The organism is Pseudomonas sp. GW823-FHT06E10, from assembly GCF_058794995.1.
The window spans coordinates 1-22,651 of record NZ_JBXAHJ010000007.1 but is presented as its reverse complement, the minus strand read 5'-3'; the positions used below and the strand labels follow the sequence as shown (position 1 = coordinate 22,651).

The following is a 22,651-nucleotide window of genomic DNA, read 5'->3' as shown; positions in this document are numbered from 1 at the left end:
CTAACCCCTTAACGCTTGGCTTTCTTGTCTGCCACGTGCCCGCGATAAGTGCGGGTACCGGCGAACTCGCCCAGTTTGTGGCCGACCATGTCTTCGTTCACGAGAACTGGGACGTGCTGACGACCGTTGTGTACTGCGATGGTCAGACCGACCATTTGTGGCAGGATCATCGAACGACGCGACCAGGTTTTCACCGGTTTGCGATCGTTCTTTTCCGCCGCCACTTCGATCTTCTTCAGTAGGTGAAGATCGATAAAAGGACCTTTTTTCAGAGAACGTGGCACTGTCGTATCCCTCTATTTACTTGCGACGACGGACGATCATTTTGTCGGTACGCTTATTACCACGAGTCTTCGCGCCCTTAGTCGGGAAGCCCCATGGCGATACCGGATGACGACCACCAGAGGTACGACCTTCACCACCACCATGTGGGTGGTCAACCGGGTTCATGGCAACACCACGAACGGTTGGGCGAACGCCACGCCAGCGTTTGGCACCAGCTTTACCCAGCGAACGCAGGCTGTGCTCGGAGTTCGAGACTTCGCCCAGGGTCGCACGGCATTCAGCCAGGACTTTACGCATTTCACCGGAACGCAGACGCAGGGTAACGTACACGCCTTCACGAGCGATCAGCTGAGCCGAAGCACCAGCGGAACGAGCGATCTGTGCGCCTTTACCTGGCTTCAGTTCGATGCCGTGTACGGTAGAACCGACTGGAATGTTGCGCAGTTGCAGAGCGTTACCTGGCTTGATTGGAGCCAGAGCGCCTGCGATCAGCGTGTCGCCAGCACTCACGCCTTTAGGGGCGATGATGTAGCGGCGCTCGCCGTCTGCGTAGCAGAGCAGTGCGATGTGAGCAGTACGGTTTGGATCGTATTCGATACGCTCGACAGTGGCGACGATGCCATCTTTGTCGTTGCGACGGAAATCGACCATACGGTAATGCTGCTTATGACCACCACCGATGTGACGAGTGGTAATACGGCCATTGTTGTTACGACCACCAGTCTTCGATTTCTTCTCGAGCAGCGGTGCGTGAGGAGCGCCTTTATGCAGCTCCTGGTTGACCACCTTGACCACAAAACGGCGGCCAGGGGAAGTCGGTTTGCATTTAACGATTGCCATGATGCACCCCTTCCTTACTCAGCACTGCTGCTGAAATCGAGATCTTGGCCTGGCTGAAGGGAGATAACTGCCTTCTTCCAGTCATTACGCTTGCCCAGACCGCGAGCAGTGCGCTTGCTCTTACCCAGAACATTCAGGGTAGTAACACGCTCTACTTTCACGCTGAACAGGCTTTCGACGGCCTTCTTGATTTCCAGCTTGGTTGCGTCGGTAGCAACCTTGAAAACGAACTGGCCTTTCTTGTCTGCCAGAACCGTAGCCTTCTCGGAAACGTGCGGGCCAAGCAGAACTTTAAATACGCGTTCCTGGTTCATCCCAGCAGCTCCTCGAATTTCTTCACGGCCGACACGGTGATCAACACCTTGTCGTATGCGATCAGACTAACTGGATCGGAACCTTGCACGTCACGTACATCTACGTGTGGCAGGTTACGAGCAGCCAGGTACAGGTTCTGATCAACAGCGTCGGACACGATCAGAACGTCGGTCAGGCTCATGTTGTTCAGTTTGCCCAGCAGGTCTTTGGTTTTCGGCGTTTCAACGGCGAAATCCTGAACCACGACCAGACGATCAGTACGCACCAGCTCAGCAAGGATGGAACGCATTGCTGCGCGGTACATCTTCTTGTTCAGCTTCTGGGAGTGATCCTGAGGACGAGCTGCGAAAGTGGTACCGCCGCCACGCCAGATTGGGCTACGGATAGTACCGGCACGAGCACGGCCAGTACCTTTCTGACGCCATGGGCGCTTACCGCCACCACGAACGTCGGAACGGGTCTTTTGCTGCTTGGAACCCTGACGACCGCCAGCCATGTAGGCTACGACTGCTTGGTGAACCAGCGTCTCGTTGAATTCGCCGCCAAATGTCAGTTCGGAAACTTCGATCGCTTGAGCGTCATTTACATTTAATTGCATGTCAGCTTCCCCTTAACCGCGAGCCTTGGCTGCTGGACGTACAACCAAGTTGCCGCCAGTAGCGCCAGGAACAGCGCCCTTGACCAACAACAGATTGCGTTCAGCGTCCACGCGCACTACTTCGAGGGACTGCACGGTCACGCGCTCAGCGCCCATATGACCGGACATTTTTTTGCCCTTGAATACACGACCAGGAGTCTGGCACTGGCCGATAGAGCCTGGAACGCGGTGGGATACGGAGTTACCGTGGGTGTTATCTTGCCCGCGGAAATTCCAACGCTTGATCGTACCCTGGAAGCCTTTACCCTTGGACTGACCGGTTACATCAACCAGTTGACCAGCGGCGAAGATTTCAGCGTTGATCAGATCGCCGGCCTGGTACTCGCCTTCTTCAAGGCGGAATTCCATTACGGTACGACCAGCGGCAACGTTCGCTTTAGCGAAGTGGCCAGCCTGAGCTGCTGTTACACGCGAAGCACGACGCTCGCCGACAGTGACTTGCACTGCACGATAGCCATCGGTCTCTTCAGTTTTGAACTGGGTGACGCGATTCGGTTCGATCTCAATGACCGTGACCGGAATGGAGACACCTTCTTCGGTGAAAATACGGGTCATACCCGCTTTACGACCGACTACACCAATAGTCATGTTGTAAACCTCATGAGTGTACGGGGCTTTCACCCGCTATGGCCGCCCATTTCAGAGCGTTACACGACTAAGACCGAGTCTTAGCCGAGGCTGATCTGCACTTCCACACCGGCCGCAAGATCAAGCTTCATAAGAGCATCAACGGTTTTATCCGTTGGCTGGACGATGTCCAGAACACGCTTATGAGTACGGATCTCGTACTGGTCACGCGCGTCTTTGTTGACGTGCGGGGAGACCAGAACGGTGAACCGCTCTTTACGGGTAGGCAGTGGAATTGGACCACGCACTTGAGCACCAGTACGTTTCGCGGTTTCCACGATTTCCTGGGTTGATTGGTCGATCAGGCGATGGTCGAAAGCCTTCAACCTGATACGGATTTGCTGATTTTGCATTGGATTTCAGACTCCGGCTGCTATTCCCACCGGGCGCAATACGCCCGTTAAAAGGAGGCGCAATTCTATAGACGCCCCAGATGGGTGTCAACCCAATAAAAAAGCCCCCGCTGAGCGGGGGCCTTTCAAAGCATCGAAGCTATCTCAAAAGAGATACTTACTCGATGATTTTGGCTACGACGCCAGCGCCGACGGTACGACCGCCTTCACGGATAGCGAAACGCAGGCCGTCTTCCATTGCGATGGTCTTGATCAGGGTAACTTCCATCTGGATGTTGTCACCTGGCATTACCATTTCAACGCCTTCTGGCAGCTGGCAGTTACCAGTCACGTCAGTAGTACGGAAGTAGAACTGTGGACGGTAGCCTTTGAAGAACGGAGTGTGACGACCGCCTTCTTCCTTGCTCAGAACGTAAACTTCTGCGGTGAACTTGGTGTGCGGCTTAACCGAACCTGGCTTAACCAGAACCTGGCCACGCTCAACGTCGTCACGCTTGGTACCACGCAGCAGAACGCCGCAGTTCTCGCCAGCACGACCTTCGTCGAGCAGCTTGCGGAACATTTCAACACCGGTGCAGGTGGTGGTGGTGGTGTCACGCAGACCAACGATTTCCAGTGCATCTTGAACGCGAACGATACCGCGCTCGATACGACCAGTCACAACAGTACCACGACCCGAGATCGAGAATACGTCTTCGATTGGCATCAGGAATGGCTTGTCGATAGCACGCTCTGGTTCTGGGATGTAGCTGTCCAGGGTTTCAACCAGTTTACGAACGGCAGTGGTGCCCATTTCGTTGTCGTCTTTGCCTTCCAGCGCCATACGAGCCGAACCGATGATGATTGGAGTGTCATCGCCCGGGAAGTCGTAGGTGGACAGCAGGTCGCGAACTTCCATCTCGACCAGCTCCAGCAGCTCAGCGTCGTCTACCAGGTCAGCCTTGTTCAGGAAAACCACGATGTACGGAACGCCTACCTGACGGGACAGCAGGATGTGCTCACGGGTTTGTGGCATCGGACCATCAGCGGCCGAGCAAACCAGGATCGCGCCGTCCATCTGGGCAGCACCGGTGATCATGTTCTTCACATAGTCAGCGTGACCTGGGCAGTCAACGTGAGCGTAGTGACGGATCTTCGAGTTGTACTCGACGTGCGCGGTGTTGATGGTGATACCACGAGCTTTTTCTTCTGGCGCGCTGTCGATTTTATCGAAATCAACGATTGCGGAACCGAAAACTTCGGAGCAAACGCGAGTCAGAGCTGCGGTCAGAGTGGTTTTACCGTGGTCAACGTGACCGATGGTGCCAACGTTGACGTGCGGTAGGGAACGATCAAATTTTTCTTTAGCCACGACAATTAACTCCTTGCCTAAAGGACTGAATCAGCCTTGTTTTTTGGTTACAGTTTCGACGATGTGCGACGGAGCTGTATTGTATTTTTTGAATTCCATAGAGTAGCTTGCGCGACCCTGGGACATCGAACGAACGTCGGTCGCATAACCGAACATCTCGCCCAACGGAACTTCAGCACGGATCACCTTACCGGAGACCGTGTCTTCCATACCCAGAATCATGCCGCGACGACGGTTAAGGTCGCCCATCACGTCACCCATATAGTCTTCAGGCGTAACAACCTCTACCGCCATGATCGGCTCGAGCAACTCACCACCGCCCTTCTGGGCCAGTTGCTTGGTCGCCATGGAAGCAGCCACCTTAAACGCCATCTCGTTCGAGTCGACGTCGTGGTAAGAACCATCAAACACGGTAGCCTTCAGGCCGATCAGCGGATAGCCGGCAACTACGCCGTTCTTCATCTGCTCTTCGATACCCTTCTGGATAGCCGGGATGTATTCCTTAGGAACCACACCACCCACTACTTCGTTCACGAATTGCAGACCTTCCTGACCTTCGTCAGCAGGAGCAAAACGGATCCAGCAATGGCCGAACTGGCCACGACCGCCGGACTGACGAACGAACTTGCCTTCGATTTCGCAATTCTTCGTGATGCGCTCACGATACGAAACCTGAGGCTTACCGATGTTGGCTTCGACGTTGAACTCACGGCGCATCCGGTCAACCAGGATGTCCAGGTGCAACTCGCCCATGCCAGAGATGATCGTTTGACCAGTCTCTTCATCAGTCTTGACGCGGAAAGACGGGTCTTCCTGAGCAAGTTTGCCCAGAGCGATACCCATTTTTTCCTGGTCATCCTTGGTCTTAGGCTCTACGGCAACCGAAATAACCGGCTCCGGGAAGTCCATGCGAACCAGGATGATTGGCTTGTCAGCGTTGCACAAGGTTTCACCAGTGGTGACGTCCTTCATGCCGATCAGGGCCGCGATGTCACCAGCGCGCACTTCCTTGATCTCTTCACGGGCGTTTGCGTGCATTTGCACCATACGACCCACGCGCTCTTTCTTGCCTTTGACCGAGTTGATCACGCCGTCGCCGGAGGCCAACACGCCCGAGTAAACACGGACGAAAGTCAAGGTACCCACGAATGGGTCGGTAGCGATCTTGAACGCCAGAGCCGAGAACGGCTCATTGTCGTCTGCATGACGCTCCATCTGCTTTTCCTCGTCATCCGGGTCAGTACCCTTGATGGCAGGAATGTCGGTTGGAGCCGGCAGGTAGTCGATAACGGCGTCGAGAACCAGGGGAACACCCTTGTTCTTGAAGGAAGAACCGCAAACAGCCAGAACGATCTCACCAGCGATAGTACGCTGACGCAGAGCACCCTTGATTTCCTCGACGGTGAGTTCTTCACCTTCAAGGTACTTGTTCATCAGTTCTTCGCTGGCTTCGGCCGCAGCCTCAACCATGTTGTTGCGCCACTCTTCAGCCAGTTCCTGCAATTCAGCAGGGATGGCTTCACGACGAGGGGTCATACCCTTGTCGGCATCGTTCCAGTAAACGGCTTCCATGGTCATCAGATCGATCTGACCCTGGAAGTTGTCTTCGGAACCGATAGCCAGCTGGATAGGCACCGGAGTGTGACCCAGACGCTGCTTGATCTGAGCGATCACGCGCAGGAAGTTCGCACCGGCACGGTCCATCTTGTTCACGTAAACGATACGTGGAACACCGTACTTGTTGGCTTGACGCCATACGGTTTCGGACTGAGGCTCAACGCCGGAAGTACCGCAGAACACAACGACCGCGCCGTCGAGTACACGCAGGGAACGTTCAACTTCAATGGTGAAGTCTACGTGGCCCGGGGTATCGATGACGTTGAAACGGTACTGGTCTTTGTGCTGCTTGGCGGAACCCTGCCAGAAGGCGGTAATGGCAGCAGAAGTAATGGTAATACCACGCTCCTGCTCCTGCACCATCCAGTCTGTGGTCGCGGCGCCGTCATGCACCTCGCCCATTTTGTGACTTTTGCCAGTGTAAAAAAGGACGCGCTCAGTGGTGGTGGTTTTACCAGCATCCACGTGTGCAACGATACCAATGTTACGGTAGCGATTAATCGGTGTTGTACGAGCCATAAAGCCCTCGCAAAATTAGTGACGCTAAAATTAGAAGCGGTAGTGCGAGAAAGCCTTGTTGGCTTCAGCCATACGGTGAACGTCTTCACGCTTCTTAACTGCAGCACCTTTACCTTCGGCAGCGTCCAACAGTTCGCCAGCCAAACGCAGAGCCATAGACTTCTCGCCGCGCTTGCGGGCGTAGTCTACCAACCAGCGCATTGCCAGAGCGTTACGACGGGAAGGACGAACCTCGACCGGAACCTGGTAAGTAGCACCACCAACGCGGCGCGACTTCACTTCGACCAGCGGAGCGATGGCGTCGAGTGCTTTTTCGAAGAGTTCCAGGGGATCGGTGCCGGCCTTACGAGCCTTCACGGTATCCAGGGCACCATAAACGATACGCTCGGCAACGGCTTTCTTGCCGCTTTCCATTACGTGGTTCATGAATTTGGCGAGGATTTGGCTTCCGTATTTCGGATCGTCCAGAATCTCACGCTTGGCTGCTACGCGACGTCTTGGCATTGATAAGCCCTCAAACGGTCTTCAGGTTAGCCCGGGACAGCTCCTATGGATGCGTGCCCGACCTTACTCTTATCGACTCAATAAAATGAAAAACTGCAAAACGGCCGATTACTTCGGACGCTTGGTACCGTACTTCGAACGACCCTGGTTACGACCTTTAACACCGGAAGTATCCAACGAACCGCGAACGGTGTGGTAACGAACACCTGGCAAGTCTTTTACACGACCGCCGCGGATCAGTACCACGCTGTGCTCTTGCAGGTTGTGGCCTTCACCGCCGATGTACGAGGAAACCTCGAAACCGTTGGTCAGGCGCACACGGCATACTTTACGCAGTGCCGAGTTAGGTTTTTTCGGCGTGGTGGTGTACACACGGGTGCACACGCCACGGCGTTGCGGGCAGTTCTGCAGCGCAGGCACGTCGGATTTCTCGACGATACGCTTACGCGGCTGACGTACCAGCTGGTTGATAGTTGCCATCTACTAGCTCCACTGTTGTCTTGCGACGCTATTGTCTTGCAAGAAAAGCAAAATGGCAGGAACGAGTTCCCGCCAAATTTAGGGGTACAAGAGTCTAAAGAGGATCTTGTCCCCAGTCAAGGCAAGGCCCCGCCCTCCCCGCTCATCCAATCTCGACAATTTGTCTCGATTCGATGAACGGAGTGACCAGGGCCTCACACTCATTTACCGCAGAACTCAGTTACCGCTCGAGTTCAGCGCTTCGGTCAGTGCAGCTTCCACTTCACTGGCGCTTACGCGCAACGGCTTGTCTGCATCACGGCGGCGCTTACGCTCGCTGTGATAAGCCAGGCCGGTACCGGCCGGGATCAGACGACCCACGACCACGTTTTCTTTCAGGCCGCGCAGGTAATCGCGCTTGCCGGTTACCGCCGCTTCGGTCAGTACGCGAGTGGTTTCCTGGAAGGAAGCCGCCGAGATGAACGATTCGGTGGACAACGACGCCTTGGTGATACCCAGCAGAACACGAGTGAACTTGGAGACAAACTTGTCTTCGCCGCTCAGACGCTCGTTCTCTACCAGTACGTGAGTCAATTCCATCTGGTCGCCCTTGATGAAACTGGAATCGCCGGATTCAGCGATCTCAACTTTACGCAGCATCTGACGCAGGATGGTCTCGATGTGCTTGTCGTTGATCTTCACGCCTTGCAGACGGTAAACGTCCTGGATTTCGTTGACGATGTACTTGGCCAGCGCACTCACACCCAGCAGACGCAGGATGTCGTGTGGATCGCTCGGACCGTCGGAGATAACTTCGCCGCGGTTTACCTGTTCGCCTTCGAACACGTTCAGGTGACGCCACTTCGGAATCAGCTCTTCGTACGGATCGCTACCGTCGTTCGGGGTAATAACCAGACGGCGCTTGCCCTTGGTCTCTTTACCGAACGCGATGGTGCCGCTGACTTCAGCCAGAATCGACGCCTCTTTCGGACGACGCGCTTCGAACAAGTCGGCAACACGCGGCAGACCACCGGTGATGTCTCGAGTTTTCGAAGTCTCTTGCGGGATACGAGCGATAACATCACCGATCGCGATCTTCGCACCATCCGCTACACCGACCAGGGCGTTGGCTGGCAGGAAGTACTGAGCGATAACGTCAGTGCCTGGCAGCAACAGATCCTTGCCGTTGTCGTCGACCATCTTCACGGCAGGACGGATGTCTTTACCGGCAGCTGGACGATCTTTGGCGTCGAGTACTTCAATGTTGGTCATACCGGTCAATTCGTCAGTCTGACGCTTGATCGTGATGCCTTCTTCCATGCCCACGTAGGTCACGGTACCTTTCATTTCGGTAACGATCGGGTGAGTGTGCGGATCCCACTTGGCCACGATGGCGCCAGCTTCGACCTTGTCACCTTCTTTAACCGAAATCACGGCACCGTACGGCAGCTTGTAACGCTCACGCTCACGACCGAAGTCATCAGCGATGGCCAGCTCACCGGAACGGGACACGGCAACCAGGTGACCATCCACTCGCTCAACATGCTTCAGGTTGTGCAGACGGACGGTACCGCCATTCTTCACCTGAACGCTGTCGGCTGCGGAGGTCCGGCTTGCCGCACCACCGATGTGGAACGTACGCATCGTCAGCTGGGTACCCGGCTCACCGATGGACTGGGCAGCGATAACGCCGACCGCTTCACCGATGTTCACCTGGTGACCACGAGCCAGATCGCGACCGTAGCACTTGGCGCAAATACCGAAACGGGTTTCGCAGCTGATCGGCGAACGCACGATCACTTCGTCGATGCTGTTCAGCTCGATGAACTCGACCCACTTCTCGTCTACCAGAGTGCCGGCAGGAACGATGACGTCCTCGGTACCTGGCTTGAATACGTCACGGGCGATAACTCGACCCAATACGCGCTCACCCAGCGGCTCTACAACGTCACCGCCTTCAATGTGCGGAGTCATCAGCAGACCGTGTTCGGTGCCGCAATCGATCTCGGTTACAACCAGATCCTGCGCCACGTCTACCAGACGACGAGTCAGATAACCCGAGTTCGCCGTTTTCAACGCGGTATCCGCCAGACCTTTACGAGCACCGTGAGTGGAGATGAAGTACTGGAGTACGCTCAAACCTTCACGGAAGTTCGCGGTAATCGGCGTTTCAATGATGGAACCGTCCGGCTTGGCCATCAGACCACGCATACCGGCCAGCTGACGAATCTGTGCTGCGGAACCCCGCGCACCCGAGTCGGCCATCATGTACATCGAGTTGAAAGACTCTTGGTCGACTTCGACGCCATGACGGTCGATGACTTTCTCTTTCGAGAGGTTGGCCATCATCGCCTTGGAAACTTCGTCGTTCGCCTTGGACCAAAGGTCGATCACTTTGTTGTACTTCTCGCCCTGGGTTACCAGGCCGGAGGCATACTGACTTTCGATCTCTTTCACTTCGTCGGTGGCTGCACCGATGATGCGGGCTTTTTCATCCGGGATAACGAAGTCGTTAACACCGATGGAAACGCCGGAAATGGTCGAATAGGCAAAACCGGTGTACATCAACTGGTCAGCGAAGATCACGGTCTCTTTCAGACCAACCACGCGGTAGCACTGGTTGATCAGCTTGGAGATCGCCTTTTTCTTCATCGGCAGGTTGACGACGTCGTACGACAGACCTTTTGGCACAACCTGGAACAACAGCGCACGGCCGACAGTGGTGTCGACGATACGGGTGTTGGTCACGCTGCCGCCATCACGGTCGTTGACGGTTTCGTTGATCCGCACCTTGACCTTGGCGTGCAGTGCGGCTTCGCCGGCACGGAACACACGGTCAACTTCCTGCAGATCCGCGAACACACGACCTTCGCCCTTGGCGTTGATCGCTTCACGAGTCATGTAGTACAGACCCAATACAACGTCCTGCGACGGAACGATGATTGGCTCACCGTTGGCTGGCGACAGAATGTTGTTGGTCGACATCATCAACGCACGCGCTTCAAGCTGGGCTTCCAGCGTCAGCGGTACGTGCACGGCCATTTGGTCGCCGTCGAAGTCGGCGTTGTACGCGGCGCAGACCAGAGGGTGCAGCTGGATAGCCTTACCTTCGATCAGTACCGGTTCAAACGCCTGGATACCCAGACGGTGAAGGGTCGGTGCACGGTTGAGAAGAACCGGGTGTTCGCGAATCACTTCAGCGAGAACGTCCCAAACCTCTGGCAGTTCGCGCTCGACCATCTTCTTGGCAGCCTTGATGGTGGTAGCGAGACCACGCATTTCAAGCTTGCCGAAAATGAACGGCTTGAACAGCTCGAGAGCCATTTTCTTCGGCAGACCGCACTGGTGCAGACGCAGGGTCGGACCTACGGTAATTACCGAACGACCGGAGTAGTCAACACGCTTACCGAGCAAGTTCTGACGGAAACGACCCTGCTTACCCTTGATCATGTCAGCCAGGGATTTCAGAGGACGCTTGTTGGAACCGGTGATAGCGCGGCCACGACGACCGTTGTCGAGCAGTGCGTCGACGGCTTCCTGCAACATACGCTTTTCGTTGCGCACGATGATGTCCGGAGCGGACAGATCCAGCAGGCGCTTCAAACGGTTGTTACGGTTGATCACTCGACGATACAGATCGTTGAGGTCGGAAGTCGCGAAGCGACCGCCATCCAGCGGGACCAGTGGACGCAGATCTGGCGGCAGAACCGGCAGAACGGTCAGCACCATCCACTCTGGCAGGTTGCCGGAACCCTGGAAGGCTTCCATCAACTTCAGACGCTTGGACAGCTTCTTGATCTTGGTTTCGGAGTTGGTTTGCGGAATCTCTTCACGCAGACGGCCAATCTCGTGCTCCAGGTCGATAGCGTGCAGCAGTTCGCGGACAGCTTCGGCACCCATGCGGGCATCGAAATCGTCGCCGAACTCTTCCAGCGCTTCGAAGTACTGCTCGTCGTTGAGCAGCTGACCTTTTTCAAGGGTGGTCATGCCTGGATCGATAACGACATAGCTCTCGAAGTAGAGAACGCGTTCGATATCACGCAGGGTCATGTCCATCAGCAAGCCGATACGGGACGGCAGTGATTTCAGGAACCAGATGTGGGCAACTGGCGAGGCCAGTTCGATGTGCGCCATGCGCTCACGACGAACTTTTGCCAGCGCGACTTCAACGCCGCACTTCTCGCAGATCACACCACGGTGCTTCAAGCGCTTGTACTTACCGCACAGGCACTCGTAATCCTTTACCGGGCCAAAGATCTTGGCGCAGAACAGGCCGTCACGCTCAGGTTTGAACGTACGGTAGTTGATGGTTTCCGGCTTTTTAACTTCACCGAACGACCACGAACGGATCATCTCAGGCGATGCCAATCCGATACGGATGGCGTCGAACTCTTCGACTTGACCCTGGTTTTTCAGCAAATTCAGTAGGTCTTTCAAGGCCTTTCCTCCTGGCGGAGCAGAGAGCGGGCAATCCTGCCCCGCTCTCGATTCGCGTCACGTGTTATTCGGTTTCCAGATCGATATCGATGCCGAGGGAACGAATTTCCTTGATCAACACGTTGAAGGACTCGGGCATGCCCGGCTCCATACGGTGATCGCCATCCACGATGTTCTTGTACATCTTGGTACGGCCGTTCACATCGTCCGACTTCACTGTGAGCATTTCTTGCAGAGTGTAAGCGGCACCGTATGCTTCCAGTGCCCAGACCTCCATCTCCCCGAAACGCTGACCACCGAACTGCGCCTTACCACCCAGCGGCTGCTGGGTAACCAGGCTGTACGAACCGGTAGAACGAGCGTGCATCTTGTCGTCTACCAAGTGGTTCAGCTTCAGCATGTACATGTAGCCAACGGTAACCGGGCGCTCGAACTTGTTGCCGGTACGGCCGTCGGTCAGCTGCATCTGGCCGCTTTCTGGCAGGTCCGCCAGTTTCAGCATGGCCTTGATTTCGCTTTCCTTGGCACCGTCGAACACTGGAGTGGCCATTGGAACGCCGCCACGCAGGTTTTGAGCCAGATCCAGGATTTCCTGGTCCGAGAAGTCATCAAGGCTTTCCTGACGACCGCCGATCTCGTTATAGATCTCGTGCAGGAACTTGCGAAGCTCGGCGACCTTGCGCTGCTCTTCAACCATGCGGTTGATCTTCTCGCCCAGACCTTTGGCCGCGAGGCCCAGGTGGGTTTCAAGGATCTGACCGACGTTCATACGCGAAGGTACGCCCAACGGGTTGAGGACGACGTCGACCGGGGTGCCATTGGCATCGTGCGGCATGTCTTCAACCGGCATGATCACGGAGACCACACCTTTGTTACCGTGACGACCGGCCATCTTGTCGCCCGGCTGGATGCGACGACGGATTGCCAGGTAAACCTTGACGATTTTCAGCACGCCTGGAGCCAGGTCATCGCCCTGCTGCAGTTTGCGCTTCTTGTCTTCGAACTTGTCGTCCAGCAGACGGCGACGATCAACGATGTAGGCCTGGGCCTTCTCGAGCTGCTCGTTCAGAGCATCTTCAGCCATGCGCAGTTTGAACCACTGGCCGTGCTCAAGACCGTCGAGAACTTCGTCGGTGATGTCCTGGCCTTTCTTCAGACCGGCGCCGCCTTCGGCTTTGTGGCCGACCAGAGCGGAGCGCAGACGTTCGAAAGTAGCACCTTCAACGATGCGGAACTCTTCGTTCAGGTCCTTGCGGATCTCGTCCAGCTGGGACTTCTCGATCGACAGGGCACGAGCATCACGCTCAACGCCGTCGCGGGTGAAGACCTGTACGTCGATGACAGTACCTTTGGTACCGGTAGGTACACGCAGGGAGGTGTCTTTAACGTCGCTGGCTTTTTCACCGAAGATCGCACGCAGCAGTTTTTCTTCCGGAGTCAGCTGGGTCTCGCCTTTCGGAGTGACCTTACCGACCAGGATGTCGCCTGCGCCAACTTCAGCACCTACGTAAACGATACCGGCTTCGTCCAGCTTGTTCAGAGCCGCTTCACCCACGTTCGGGATGTCGGCAGTGATTTCCTCTGGGCCAAGCTTGGTGTCACGGGCCACACAGGTCAGTTCCTGGATGTGGATCGTGGTGAAACGGTCTTCCTGAACAACACGCTCGGACAGGCAGATGGAGTCTTCGAAGTTGAAGCCGTTCCATGCCATGAACGCGATGCGCATGTTCTGACCCAGTGCCAGTTCACCCATGTCGGTGGACGGGCCGTCGGCCATGATGTCGCTACGCTGAACCCGATCACCCTTACGCACCAGCGGACGCTGGTTGATGCAGGTGTTCTGGTTGGAGCGGGTGTACTTGGTCAGGTTGTAGATGTCGACACCGGCTTCACCGGTTTCAACTTCGTCATCGGCAACACGAACCACGATACGGCTGGCGTCGACGGAGTCGATCACGCCGCCACGACGAGCCACGACGCAAACGCCGGAGTCACGGGCTACGTTACGCTCCATGCCGGTACCTACCAGCGGCTTGTCAGCGCGCAGGGTTGGTACAGCTTGACGCTGCATGTTCGAACCCATCAACGCACGGTTGGCGTCGTCGTGCTCGAGGAACGGAATCAGCGACGCAGCAACCGAAACTACCTGCTTCGGCGATACGTCCATCAAGGTGACGTCTTCCGGCGCCTTGACGGTGAATTCGTTCAAGTGACGAACAGCTACCAGCTCGTCGATCAGGACTTTCTTGTCGTTCATCGTGGCCGAGGCCTGAGCGATCACGTGATCGGCTTCTTCGATGGCGGACAGGAACACGATCTCGTCGGTGACCAGAGCGTCTTTCACCACGCGGTACGGGCTCTCGAGGAAGCCGTACTGGTTGGTGCGCGCATAAGCGGCCAGGGAGTTGATCAGACCGATGTTCGGACCTTCCGGCGTTTCAATCGGGCATACACGACCGTAGTGAGTCGGGTGTACGTCACGCACTTCAAAGCCGGCACGCTCACGAGTCAGACCGCCAGGGCCGAGTGCAGAAACACGACGCTTGTGGGTGATCTCGGACAGCGGGTTGTTCTGGTCCATGAACTGGGACAGCTGGCTGGAACCGAAGAACTCCTTCACCGCCGCAGCCACTGGCTTGGCGTTGATCAGGTCTTGCGGCATCAGGCCTTCGCTTTCAGCCATCGACAGACGCTCTTTGACCGCACGCTCAACACGTACCAGGCCAACGCGGAACTGGTTTTCGGCCATTTCGCCTACGCAGCGAACACGACGGTTACCCAGGTGGTCGATGTCATCGACGATGCCTTTACCGTTACGGATGTCGACCAGGGTCTTCAGTACCGCGACGATGTCTTCCTTGCACAGCACGCCCGAACCTTCGATCTCGGTACGACCGATACGACGGTTGAACTTCATCCGGCCGACCGCAGACAGGTCATAGCGCTCAGGGCTGAAGAACAGGTTGTTGAACAGGGTCTCGGCAGCGTCCTTGGTTGGCGGCTCGCCAGGACGCATCATGCGATAGATCTCGACCAGCGCTTCCAGTTGGTTGCTGGTGGAGTCGATCTTCAGGGTGTCGGAGACGAACGGACCGCAGTCGATATCGTTGGTGTACAGAGTTTCGATGCGAACAACCTGAGCCTTGGCGATTTTGGCCAGGATCTCGGTGTTCAGCTCGGTGTTGCACTCTGCCAGGATTTCGCCGGTTGCCGGGTGCACGATGACCTTGGCGGTTGTACGACCCAGGACGTAGTCCAGAGGCACATCCAGCTCTTTGATCCCGGCTTTTTCCAGCTGGTTGATGTGGCGAGCGGTGATACGACGACCCTGCTCGACAATAACCTTGCCTTTGTCATCCTGAATATCGAGGACAGCGATTTCACCGCGCAGGCGCTGAGGCACCAGCTCCAGGCTCAGGGTCTCGCCCTTCACGTGGAATACGTTGGTGGTATAGAACGCGTCCAGCACTTCTTCAGTGGTATAGCCCAGCGCGCGCAGCAGTACCGAGGCAGGCAGCTTGCGACGACGGTCGATACGCACGAATACGCAGTCTTTCGGGTCGAACTCGAAGTCCAGCCACGAACCGCGGTAAGGGATGATGCGCGCGGAGTACAGCAGTTTACCGGAGCTGTGCGTCTTGCCACGGTCGTGGTCGAAGAACACGCCTGGCGAACGGTGCAGCTGGGAAACGATTACACGCTCGGTACCGTTGATTACGAAGGTACCGTTCTCAGTCATCAGGGGGATTTCACCCATGTAGACTTCTTGCTCTTTGATGTCCTTGATCGCTTTGTTCGACGACTCTTTGTCGAAAATGATCAGGCGCACTTTTACCCGCAAAGGTACGGCGTAAGTTACACCGCGCAATACGCATTCTTTGACATCAAATGCCGGTTCGCCCAGGCGATAACCGACGTACTCCAGCGCAGCATTGCCGGAGTAGCTGATGATCGGGAAAACGGATTTGAAGGCCGCATGCAGGCCCACGTCGCGGAACTGATCTTTAGTCGCTCCCGCTTGCAAGAATTCACGATACGAATCCAGCTGGATGGCCAGGAGGTACGGCACATCCATGACGTCCGGCAACTTGCTAAAGTCCTTGCGGATACGTTTTTTCTCAGTATATGAGTAAGCCATCAGCGTTCCCCAGCTTGGTCACCTGCTTGTTTGGCCCCTCCCGACGGGAGCAGCCAGAAAATCGTGCAAACCCCATGGTTTGCGCCACCGCATCGGGTGGTTACAGCACGTTATCAGCACCGACCCAGTCGGCTGCCAATAACGGAAAAAGGCCGGTGGCAAGAGCCACCAGCCATCAGCCTGTCGCTTAACGCTCGGGCTGGAGGAGCAAAGTCGATGCTTACTTCAGCTCGACTTTAGCGCCTGCTTCTTCCAGAGCTGCTTTGGCTTTGTCAGCTGCGTCTTTGGCAACAGCTTCCAGAACCATGGCAGGTGCGCCGTCAACTACAGCCTTGGCTTCTTTCAAGCCCAGACCGGTCAGTTCACGTACAGCCTTGATCACGTTAACTTTCTTCTCGCCAGCTTCGGTCAGCATGACGTTGAATTCGGTTTGCTCTTCAGCAACGGCAGCAGCAACAGCTGGACCAGCCGATGCAGCAGCAGCGGTAACGCCGAATTTTTCTTCGAAAGCTTTGATCAGCTCAACAACTTCCATTACGGACATGTTGCCAACTGCTTCAAGGATATCGTTCTGAGAGATAGACATGAATCTAATTCCTGATATTGGGGACGGCCTACGCGACCATCGAAAAAAACAAAAAACGCGAGAAGTTGACGAGCCTTAGGCTGCAGCAGCTTCTTTCTGGTCGCGAATTGCCGCCAGAGTACGAGCCAACTTGCTGGTAGCGCCTTGAATCACGCTCATCAGCTGAGAAATTGCTTCGTCACGGGTCGGCAGAGTTGCCAGTACGTCGATTTGGTTAGCTGCGAGGAACTTGCCCTCGAACGCAGCTGCCTTGATCTCGAACTTGTCCTGACCCTTTGCGAATTCCTTGAAGATCCGGGCAGCAGCGCCTGGATGTTCTTTGGAGAACGCAATCAGGGTAGGGCCAGTGAACACGTCGTTGAGGACACTGAATTCAGTGTCAGCAACAGCGCGCTTGAGCAGGGTGTTACGTACAACACGTACGTAAACGCCAGCTTCACGAGCCTCTTTACGGAGTCCGGTCATCGCGCCTACTGTTACGCCACGGGCATCAGCCACGACAGCGGACAGAGCGACTTTGGCAGCCTCGTTGACTTCAGCGACGATGGCCTTCTTGTCTTCGAGTTTAATTGCCACGGGTTTAACTCCTGCTTGTTACCGTTTCATCTGGTCGAAACCGGATGTCGTTTTGGTGTCTGATTCGGTAAGGAACCGGGAGCACCATCTGCGTAGGCTTGTGGTTTAAGACTTGCGTCGCCTACGGTCTTGGATAGCCCCCGCCAGGCAGGGACCCCAATTTTTCAATTGGCGCAATCGCTTGCACCAATCTGTGTCTTACGCGTCGAGCGAGCTTTGGTCGATGACCAGACCTGGGCCCATAGTGGTGCTCAGGGTAACGCGCTTGACGTAAATGCCTTTCGAGGAAGCTGGCTTGATACGCTTCAGATCAGCGATCAGGGCTTCAACGTTTTCCTTCAGCTTGACGGCGTCGAAGCCGATCTTGCCAACGGAAGTGTGGATGATGCCGTTTTTGTCGGTGCGATAACGAACCTGACCAGCCTTGGCGTTTTTAACCGCGGTAGCTACGTCTGGGGTTACGGTGCCGACTTTAGGGTTAGGCATCAGGCCACGTGGACCGAGGATCTGACCCAACTGACCTACAACGCGCATTGCATCCGGGGATGCGATCACTACGTCATAGTTCAGGTCGCCGCCTTTCATTTCGGCAGCCAGGTCGTCCATGCCTACGCGGTCAGCGCCGGCAGCCAGAGCGGCTTCAGCAGCTGGACCCTGGGTGAACACAGCAACGCGAACGGTCTTGCCAGTGCCGTGTGGCAGCACAGTAGCGCTACGAACGACCTGGTCGGATTTACGCGGGTCAACGCCCAGGTTTACAGCTACGTCGAACGACTCGCTGAACTTGACAGTCGACAGCTCGGCCAGCAGGGCAGCAGCGTCTACAAAGTTGTAGGCCTTGCCTGCTTCGATTTTGCCGGCGATAGCCTTTTGACGCTTGGTCAGCTTAGCCATTACACACCCTCCACGTTAAGGCCCATGCTACGAGCAGAACCGGCGATGGTACGCACGGCTGCTTCCATATCAGCTGCAGTCAGATCCGCGTTTTTGGTTTTCGCGATTTCTTCCAGCTGAGCACGGGTCACGGTGCCAACCTTAACGGTGTTCGGACGAGCGGAACCGCTGGTCAGACCGGCCGCCTTCTTCAGCAGAACCGAAGCAGGGGTGGATTTGGTTTCGAAAGTGAAGCTACGGTCGCTGTAGACAGTGATGATCACTGGAGTCGGCAGACCTGGCTCAAGACCCTGAGTACGGGCGTTGAAAGCCTTGCAGAATTCCATGATGTTCACGCCGTGCTGACCCAGAGCAGGACCAACAGGTGGGCTTGGGTTAGCCTGAGCGGCCTTCACTTGCAGCTTGATGTAAGCGGTAATCTTCTTGGCCATGAGGCACTCCAATTACGGGTTCGAACGCCTCGAGAGGCTCCCCGGTTACTTGCGCGTTTATCCCAGTGACGACAAAACCCCACAGCCTACGGCTGCGGGGTTGGGATTTTTGTTCAACTAGACCTTTTCGACCTGGCTGAACTCGAGCTCCACCGGAGTAGAGCGACCGAAAATGAGCACTGCGACCTGAATCCGGCTCTTTTCGTAGTTAACTTCTTCAACAACACCGGTAAAGTCCGCAAACGGACCGTCGTTGACACGCACCGACTCACCCGGCTCGAACAACGTCTTCGGCTTCGGCTTGTCGCTGCCATCGGCAACGCGACGCAGAATGGCTTCTGCTTCTTTATCGGTGATTGGCGCAGGTTTATCAGCAGTACCGCCGATGAAACCCATCACCCGAGGAGTATCCTTGACCAAGTGCCAAGTACCCTCGTTCATATCCATCTGCACCAGCACATAGCCAGGGAAGAATTTGCGTTCGCTTTTGCGCTTCTGGCCATTGCGCATTTCAACCACTTCTTCAGTGGGAACCAGAATCTCGCCGAAGCCATCTTCCATACCGGCCAGCTTTACGCGCTCGATCAGCGAGCGCATTACATGCTTCTCGTAACCGGAGTAAGCATGCACAACATACCAACGCTTAGCCACGGGACACCCTTAGCCGACGATCAAGGAAACAAGCCAGCCGAGCAGGGAATCAAGCCCCCACAACAGCAACGCCATAACCAGGACAACAGCCACAACGATCAACGTGGTCTGCGTGGTTTCTTGGCGAGTTGGCCAAACGACTTTACGAATTTCGGTGCGCGCTTCCTTAACCAGCACAAAGAAAGACTTGCCCTTGACCGTCTGCAGGCCTACAAAGGCAGCTACAGCAGCAATAGCAAGCAATGCGAGTACGCGGTACAGGATCGGCGAAGCAGAAAAGTACTGATTGCCAACAACGCCAACAACCACCAGAGCGACTACTACAAGCCACTTGAGGAGGTCGAAACGAGAGCCTTGAGCTTCAGCTTTAGGAGTCATCTATGAAGATCCTGTGAAAAGAAAGCCAGACACACCGAGTGAATCTGGCAGGTCAGGAGGGAATCGAACCCCCAACCTACGGTTTTGGAGACCGTCGCTCTGCCAATTGAGCTACTGACCTAAAACAAAATCAGGCCGACCATTATGCCGACCCGAAAAAGACTTTACAACACTTACCAGGCAATCCTGGTTGCAACACCGGCATTCTCGACACCGACAACCTTCAGAAGTACAATCAGGCGCAACCACTACCACCTAAAACAAAGGCAGATATTTTCATATCTGCCTTGTTATATGGAGCTCTTGAGCGGATTTGAACCGCTGACCTCACCCTTACCAAGGGTGTGCTCTACCAACTGAGCTACAAGAGCGTAACACTGTGCAAAACCTGTAAACTTGGAGCGGGTAGCGGGAATCGAACCCGCATCATCAGCTTGGAAGGCTGAGGTTCTACCACTAAACTATACCCGCGAGGCTTACAGCTCTCGCTAAAAATGGTGGAGGGGGAAGGATTCGAACCTTCGAAGTCGTAGACGTCAGATTTACAGTCTGATCCCTTTGGCCGCTCGGGAACCCCTCCTAAGCGAGCCGGCATTCTACATCATGCCAGCCTTCTGTCAAGCATTTTTCTCATTAAAAACCTGAGCTTAGCTGCGTTGACCTCGCTTCACACCGTTAACCGTTTCCGGTGTTCGCTGTGGAGCGGGCGCCATTCTATGCAAACTATTCGATGGGTGCAACCCCCTCGCACGGCATTATTTTATGTTTTAACTCATTGAATTCTTTAGAAAGGTTTATCAGCTGCAAATCGTCCAGCCAACGCCGGCTTTCCGGCGCGATACGCACCCAATACCCTGCCCCTTCGGTCGCAGCTTTCGGCAGGGACTGATACTTGACCTCCATCCCGCTCAAACGACGCTCAACCGCCTGCGCGGCCTCCTGGCGCGTATAGCCGCCCAGATAAAGGCAGCCATTGTCTGTCGAGACAGCTTTACCCTTATCCTTGGAGACGTCACCTGCTTCGCTCAACAAGCGGATATCTTGTTGAGACCCGCGATACAGACTCAAAGGCGTGACATCCTTCGCGCGCAGAGGAGCCTCTTGTTGATGCCAGATGTAGTAGAAGCCATTGAGGACAAGCAGCAGCAGAAACAACCAACGCATAAAAACCTCAGGACAAGGGACAGGCCATGGCCAATCCAACAAACACCAAGTCCGGAACAACCCTGGCCTGAGGCACGGCCTCAGTAACCAGGCTCGCATCCCCCCCGGTGAGGAATACGACAAAGTCCTCACCCCAGTAGCTGCGCGCCAACTCGAGCTGAGTCATTACGAAGCCGCGCAACATCAACAGACAACCACGCTCTACAGCCTCGACCGTCGCGCGCCCCGGGACAAGACTTTCCAGAGCCTGCTCGGCCGCCAGATCCCCATAACGAATTTTGCGAGTGTGGGTGCGCAATTGGTTTCGCATCAACGGCATCCCCGGACAGATGAAACCACCCAGGTGCTCTCCATCCGCCGCGATAAAGTCAGCCGTCACCGCCGTACCGAAGTCGAGCACCAGGCACGCACCTGAAGCCAGATGAAAGCCTCCGAGCATTGCAAGCCACCGGTCCAGACCCAGCCGCTCAAACTCCTCATACCCATTGCGTACACCTGACATTTCGCGCGCTGGCGTTGCGCACACAACCGGCACATCAAAGGTATCCCTTAGCAAAGACGTCAGCGCAGCGGTTTCCTCCGCGGTCCTGACGCTCACCAGCCGGCAAAACGTGAGGGCAAGCCCTTTGAGCCCCCCCAACCCCTCCAGCAATGCGAGATTGGAATCGACGACTCCCTCACCAAGCAGCTGCCCGGCATTAACGGCAAGCACACGCCACTTGATGAAACTATTCCCACAATCGAGCTCAAGAATCATCACGCAACCTCAGGCTCAACTCACCACCACTGAAGACTTTCTCCACACCATCCACCTTCAGGCGCAAGGCGCCCTGGCCATCGATACCAAGTACCTCACCATCAATTTGATTGACACCGGCAATCAACGACACGCTTCGCCCCTGCCACAGATGATTTTGCTCCCACTCCGACTGGATGGCCAAAAAACCACCCGCCTGGTGACGAGCCAGGTATCGCTGCAGCATCTCCCCCAACACCACGACCAATTGGTTGCGATCAAACAATTTGCCTGACTCGAGCCGCAGGGATGTCCATTGCTGGTCCACTTCGTCAGCGGACTGCATGTTCACATTGATTCCCACTCCCAGGACCACGTGACACACATCAGCAGGATCACCAACCAACTCGAGCAGTATCCCCGCGATTTTTTTCTGACCTACAAGGACATCGTTAGGCCATTTCAATCCAGCGGCTGCAATACCGAGTTCACGCAACGTCTGCAAGACAGCGAGCCCAACGACGAGACTCAAGCCCTCCAACTGACGCATCCCACCATCAATGCGTAGCACCAGGCTGTAATAGACGTTTTCTGCGAATGGACTAACCCACTTGCGACCACGTCGCCCACGCCCGGCTGTCTGCCGCTCCGAAACCACCACAAACGGCGCCGCTTGCCCACGCTCAATAGCGCGCAGCGCCTCGGCATTAGTGGAGTCGATTGAATCGTAAACCCGGACGGGCCAGCTGCAAGAAAGCGCCTGAGCGCTTATCTCGGCAGGATCGAGCAGCGCCAATGGCGCGGACAATTGATAGCCGCGTCCACGAACCTTATGAATAGACAAACCCAGCTCAGCTTCCAAATGCTGAAGCTGCTTCCACACAGCACTACGGCTGACGCCCAGGGCAGCACCCAATGCTTGACCCGAATGGAATCGGCCATCTTTAAGAAGCTTTAACAACGTCAGCATGCAGGTCTCGCCTCACAATGAGGCCCGCATGATAGCCACGCACCGAGCGATTGCATAGAAATCCAGTAGCCGTGACTTTCCCGCGGACAAAAACAAAACCCCTACCTGCATACGCAGATAGGGGTTTCGGAATTTAATCTTGACGATGACCTACTCTCACAT

At 55.7% G+C, this 22,651-nt stretch carries 21 protein-coding genes and 4 tRNA genes; all 25 read right to left on the bottom strand.

Annotated features, from left to right (window positions below; genetic code table 11):
• Nucleotides 1-8: 8 nt before the first annotated feature.
• A complete protein-coding gene (gene rpsS / locus AC1Q6Y_RS13165) occupies nucleotides 9-284 on the bottom strand; it encodes a 30S ribosomal protein S19 (RefSeq protein WP_002555486.1) in 276 nt (91 codons plus the stop codon).
• A gap of 16 nt (nucleotides 285-300) precedes the next feature.
• Nucleotides 301-1,125, bottom strand: a complete 825-nt coding sequence (gene rplB / locus AC1Q6Y_RS13160; protein ID WP_008018194.1) for a 50S ribosomal protein L2 — start codon at nucleotides 1,123-1,125, stop codon at nucleotides 301-303.
• A 14-nt stretch (nucleotides 1,126-1,139) separates the two neighbouring features.
• Nucleotides 1,140-1,439, bottom strand: a complete 300-nt coding sequence (rplW, locus tag AC1Q6Y_RS13155; RefSeq protein WP_002555488.1) for a 50S ribosomal protein L23 — start codon at nucleotides 1,437-1,439, stop codon at nucleotides 1,140-1,142.
• A complete protein-coding gene (gene rplD, locus AC1Q6Y_RS13150; RefSeq protein WP_003228735.1) occupies nucleotides 1,436-2,038 on the bottom strand; it encodes a 50S ribosomal protein L4 in 603 nt (200 codons plus the stop codon). Before rplD ends, rplW begins: the two co-directional genes overlap by 4 nt.
• Before the next feature lie 12 nt (nucleotides 2,039-2,050).
• Nucleotides 2,051-2,686, bottom strand: coding sequence for a 50S ribosomal protein L3 (gene rplC / locus AC1Q6Y_RS13145; RefSeq protein WP_007955641.1), 636 nt, complete (start codon nucleotides 2,684-2,686; stop codon nucleotides 2,051-2,053).
• 80 nt (nucleotides 2,687-2,766) lie between these two features.
• Nucleotides 2,767-3,078 carry a 30S ribosomal protein S10 gene (gene rpsJ / locus AC1Q6Y_RS13140; protein ID WP_003186070.1) on the bottom strand — a complete coding sequence of 104 codons (312 nt, stop codon included), beginning with the start codon at nucleotides 3,076-3,078 and terminating at the stop codon, nucleotides 2,767-2,769.
• Between the two features lie 157 nt (nucleotides 3,079-3,235).
• The gene (tuf, locus tag AC1Q6Y_RS13135; RefSeq protein WP_008053875.1) at nucleotides 3,236-4,429 is read right to left on the bottom strand and encodes an elongation factor Tu; all 1,194 of its coding nucleotides are present in this window, start codon (nucleotides 4,427-4,429) and stop codon (nucleotides 3,236-3,238) included.
• 30 nt (nucleotides 4,430-4,459) lie between these two features.
• Nucleotides 4,460-6,565, bottom strand: coding sequence for an elongation factor G (gene fusA, locus AC1Q6Y_RS13130; RefSeq protein ID WP_057713099.1), 2,106 nt, complete (start codon nucleotides 6,563-6,565; stop codon nucleotides 4,460-4,462).
• Nucleotides 6,566-6,595: 30 nt separating this feature from the next.
• Nucleotides 6,596-7,069, bottom strand: coding sequence for a 30S ribosomal protein S7 (gene rpsG / locus AC1Q6Y_RS13125; RefSeq protein WP_007994653.1), 474 nt, complete (start codon nucleotides 7,067-7,069; stop codon nucleotides 6,596-6,598).
• Nucleotides 7,070-7,177: 108 nt separating this feature from the next.
• Nucleotides 7,178-7,549, bottom strand: a complete 372-nt coding sequence (gene rpsL, locus AC1Q6Y_RS13120; RefSeq protein ID WP_003186084.1) for a 30S ribosomal protein S12 — start codon at nucleotides 7,547-7,549, stop codon at nucleotides 7,178-7,180.
• A gap of 216 nt (nucleotides 7,550-7,765) precedes the next feature.
• Nucleotides 7,766-11,965, bottom strand: coding sequence for a DNA-directed RNA polymerase subunit beta' (gene rpoC / locus AC1Q6Y_RS13115; RefSeq protein WP_008053876.1), 4,200 nt, complete (start codon nucleotides 11,963-11,965; stop codon nucleotides 7,766-7,768).
• Nucleotides 11,966-12,029: 64 nt separating this feature from the next.
• Nucleotides 12,030-16,103 (bottom strand): DNA-directed RNA polymerase subunit beta, encoded by a 4,074-nt coding sequence (gene rpoB, locus AC1Q6Y_RS13110; protein WP_007984407.1) that lies wholly within the window; start codon nucleotides 16,101-16,103, stop codon nucleotides 12,030-12,032.
• A 220-nt stretch (nucleotides 16,104-16,323) separates the two neighbouring features.
• Nucleotides 16,324-16,689: a 50S ribosomal protein L7/L12 gene (gene rplL, locus AC1Q6Y_RS13105; RefSeq protein WP_007970414.1), complete on the bottom strand. Its 366-nt coding sequence runs from the start codon at nucleotides 16,687-16,689 to the stop codon at nucleotides 16,324-16,326.
• Nucleotides 16,690-16,764: 75 nt separating this feature from the next.
• Entirely contained in the window at nucleotides 16,765-17,265 is a 501-nt protein-coding gene (gene rplJ, locus AC1Q6Y_RS13100) for a 50S ribosomal protein L10 (RefSeq protein WP_007970413.1), read from the bottom strand.
• A 198-nt stretch (nucleotides 17,266-17,463) separates the two neighbouring features.
• Nucleotides 17,464-18,159: a 50S ribosomal protein L1 gene (rplA, locus tag AC1Q6Y_RS13095; RefSeq protein WP_003186095.1), complete on the bottom strand. Its 696-nt coding sequence runs from the start codon at nucleotides 18,157-18,159 to the stop codon at nucleotides 17,464-17,466.
• Nucleotides 18,159-18,590, bottom strand: a complete 432-nt coding sequence (gene rplK, locus AC1Q6Y_RS13090) for a 50S ribosomal protein L11 (RefSeq protein ID WP_007933726.1) — start codon at nucleotides 18,588-18,590, stop codon at nucleotides 18,159-18,161. Before rplK ends, rplA begins: the two co-directional genes overlap by 1 nt.
• Before the next feature lie 117 nt (nucleotides 18,591-18,707).
• Nucleotides 18,708-19,241: a transcription termination/antitermination protein NusG gene (nusG, locus tag AC1Q6Y_RS13085; RefSeq protein WP_007984405.1), complete on the bottom strand. Its 534-nt coding sequence runs from the start codon at nucleotides 19,239-19,241 to the stop codon at nucleotides 18,708-18,710.
• Nucleotides 19,242-19,250: 9 nt separating this feature from the next.
• Nucleotides 19,251-19,619, bottom strand: coding sequence for a preprotein translocase subunit SecE (gene secE / locus AC1Q6Y_RS13080; RefSeq protein WP_007984402.1), 369 nt, complete (start codon nucleotides 19,617-19,619; stop codon nucleotides 19,251-19,253).
• 45 nt (nucleotides 19,620-19,664) lie between these two features.
• Nucleotides 19,665-19,740 (bottom strand) — tRNA-Trp (locus AC1Q6Y_RS13075).
• A gap of 174 nt (nucleotides 19,741-19,914) precedes the next feature.
• Nucleotides 19,915-19,990, bottom strand: a tRNA-Thr gene (locus AC1Q6Y_RS13070).
• Nucleotides 19,991-20,016: 26 nt separating this feature from the next.
• Nucleotides 20,017-20,090: transfer RNA gene (locus AC1Q6Y_RS13065), tRNA-Gly, on the bottom strand.
• 24 nt (nucleotides 20,091-20,114) lie between these two features.
• Nucleotides 20,115-20,199 (bottom strand) — tRNA-Tyr (locus AC1Q6Y_RS13060).
• Between the two features lie 143 nt (nucleotides 20,200-20,342).
• Nucleotides 20,343-20,783, bottom strand: coding sequence for a hypothetical protein (locus AC1Q6Y_RS13055; protein ID WP_090451701.1), 441 nt, complete (start codon nucleotides 20,781-20,783; stop codon nucleotides 20,343-20,345).
• A 7-nt stretch (nucleotides 20,784-20,790) separates the two neighbouring features.
• Nucleotides 20,791-21,540 (bottom strand): pantothenate kinase, encoded by a 750-nt coding sequence (locus AC1Q6Y_RS13050; protein WP_407516250.1) that lies wholly within the window; start codon nucleotides 21,538-21,540, stop codon nucleotides 20,791-20,793.
• Entirely contained in the window at nucleotides 21,530-22,489 is a 960-nt protein-coding gene (birA, locus tag AC1Q6Y_RS13045; RefSeq protein ID WP_492624663.1) for a bifunctional biotin--[acetyl-CoA-carboxylase] ligase/biotin operon repressor BirA, read from the bottom strand. Before birA ends, AC1Q6Y_RS13050 begins: the two co-directional genes overlap by 11 nt.
• Nucleotides 22,490-22,651 lie beyond the last annotated feature (162 nt).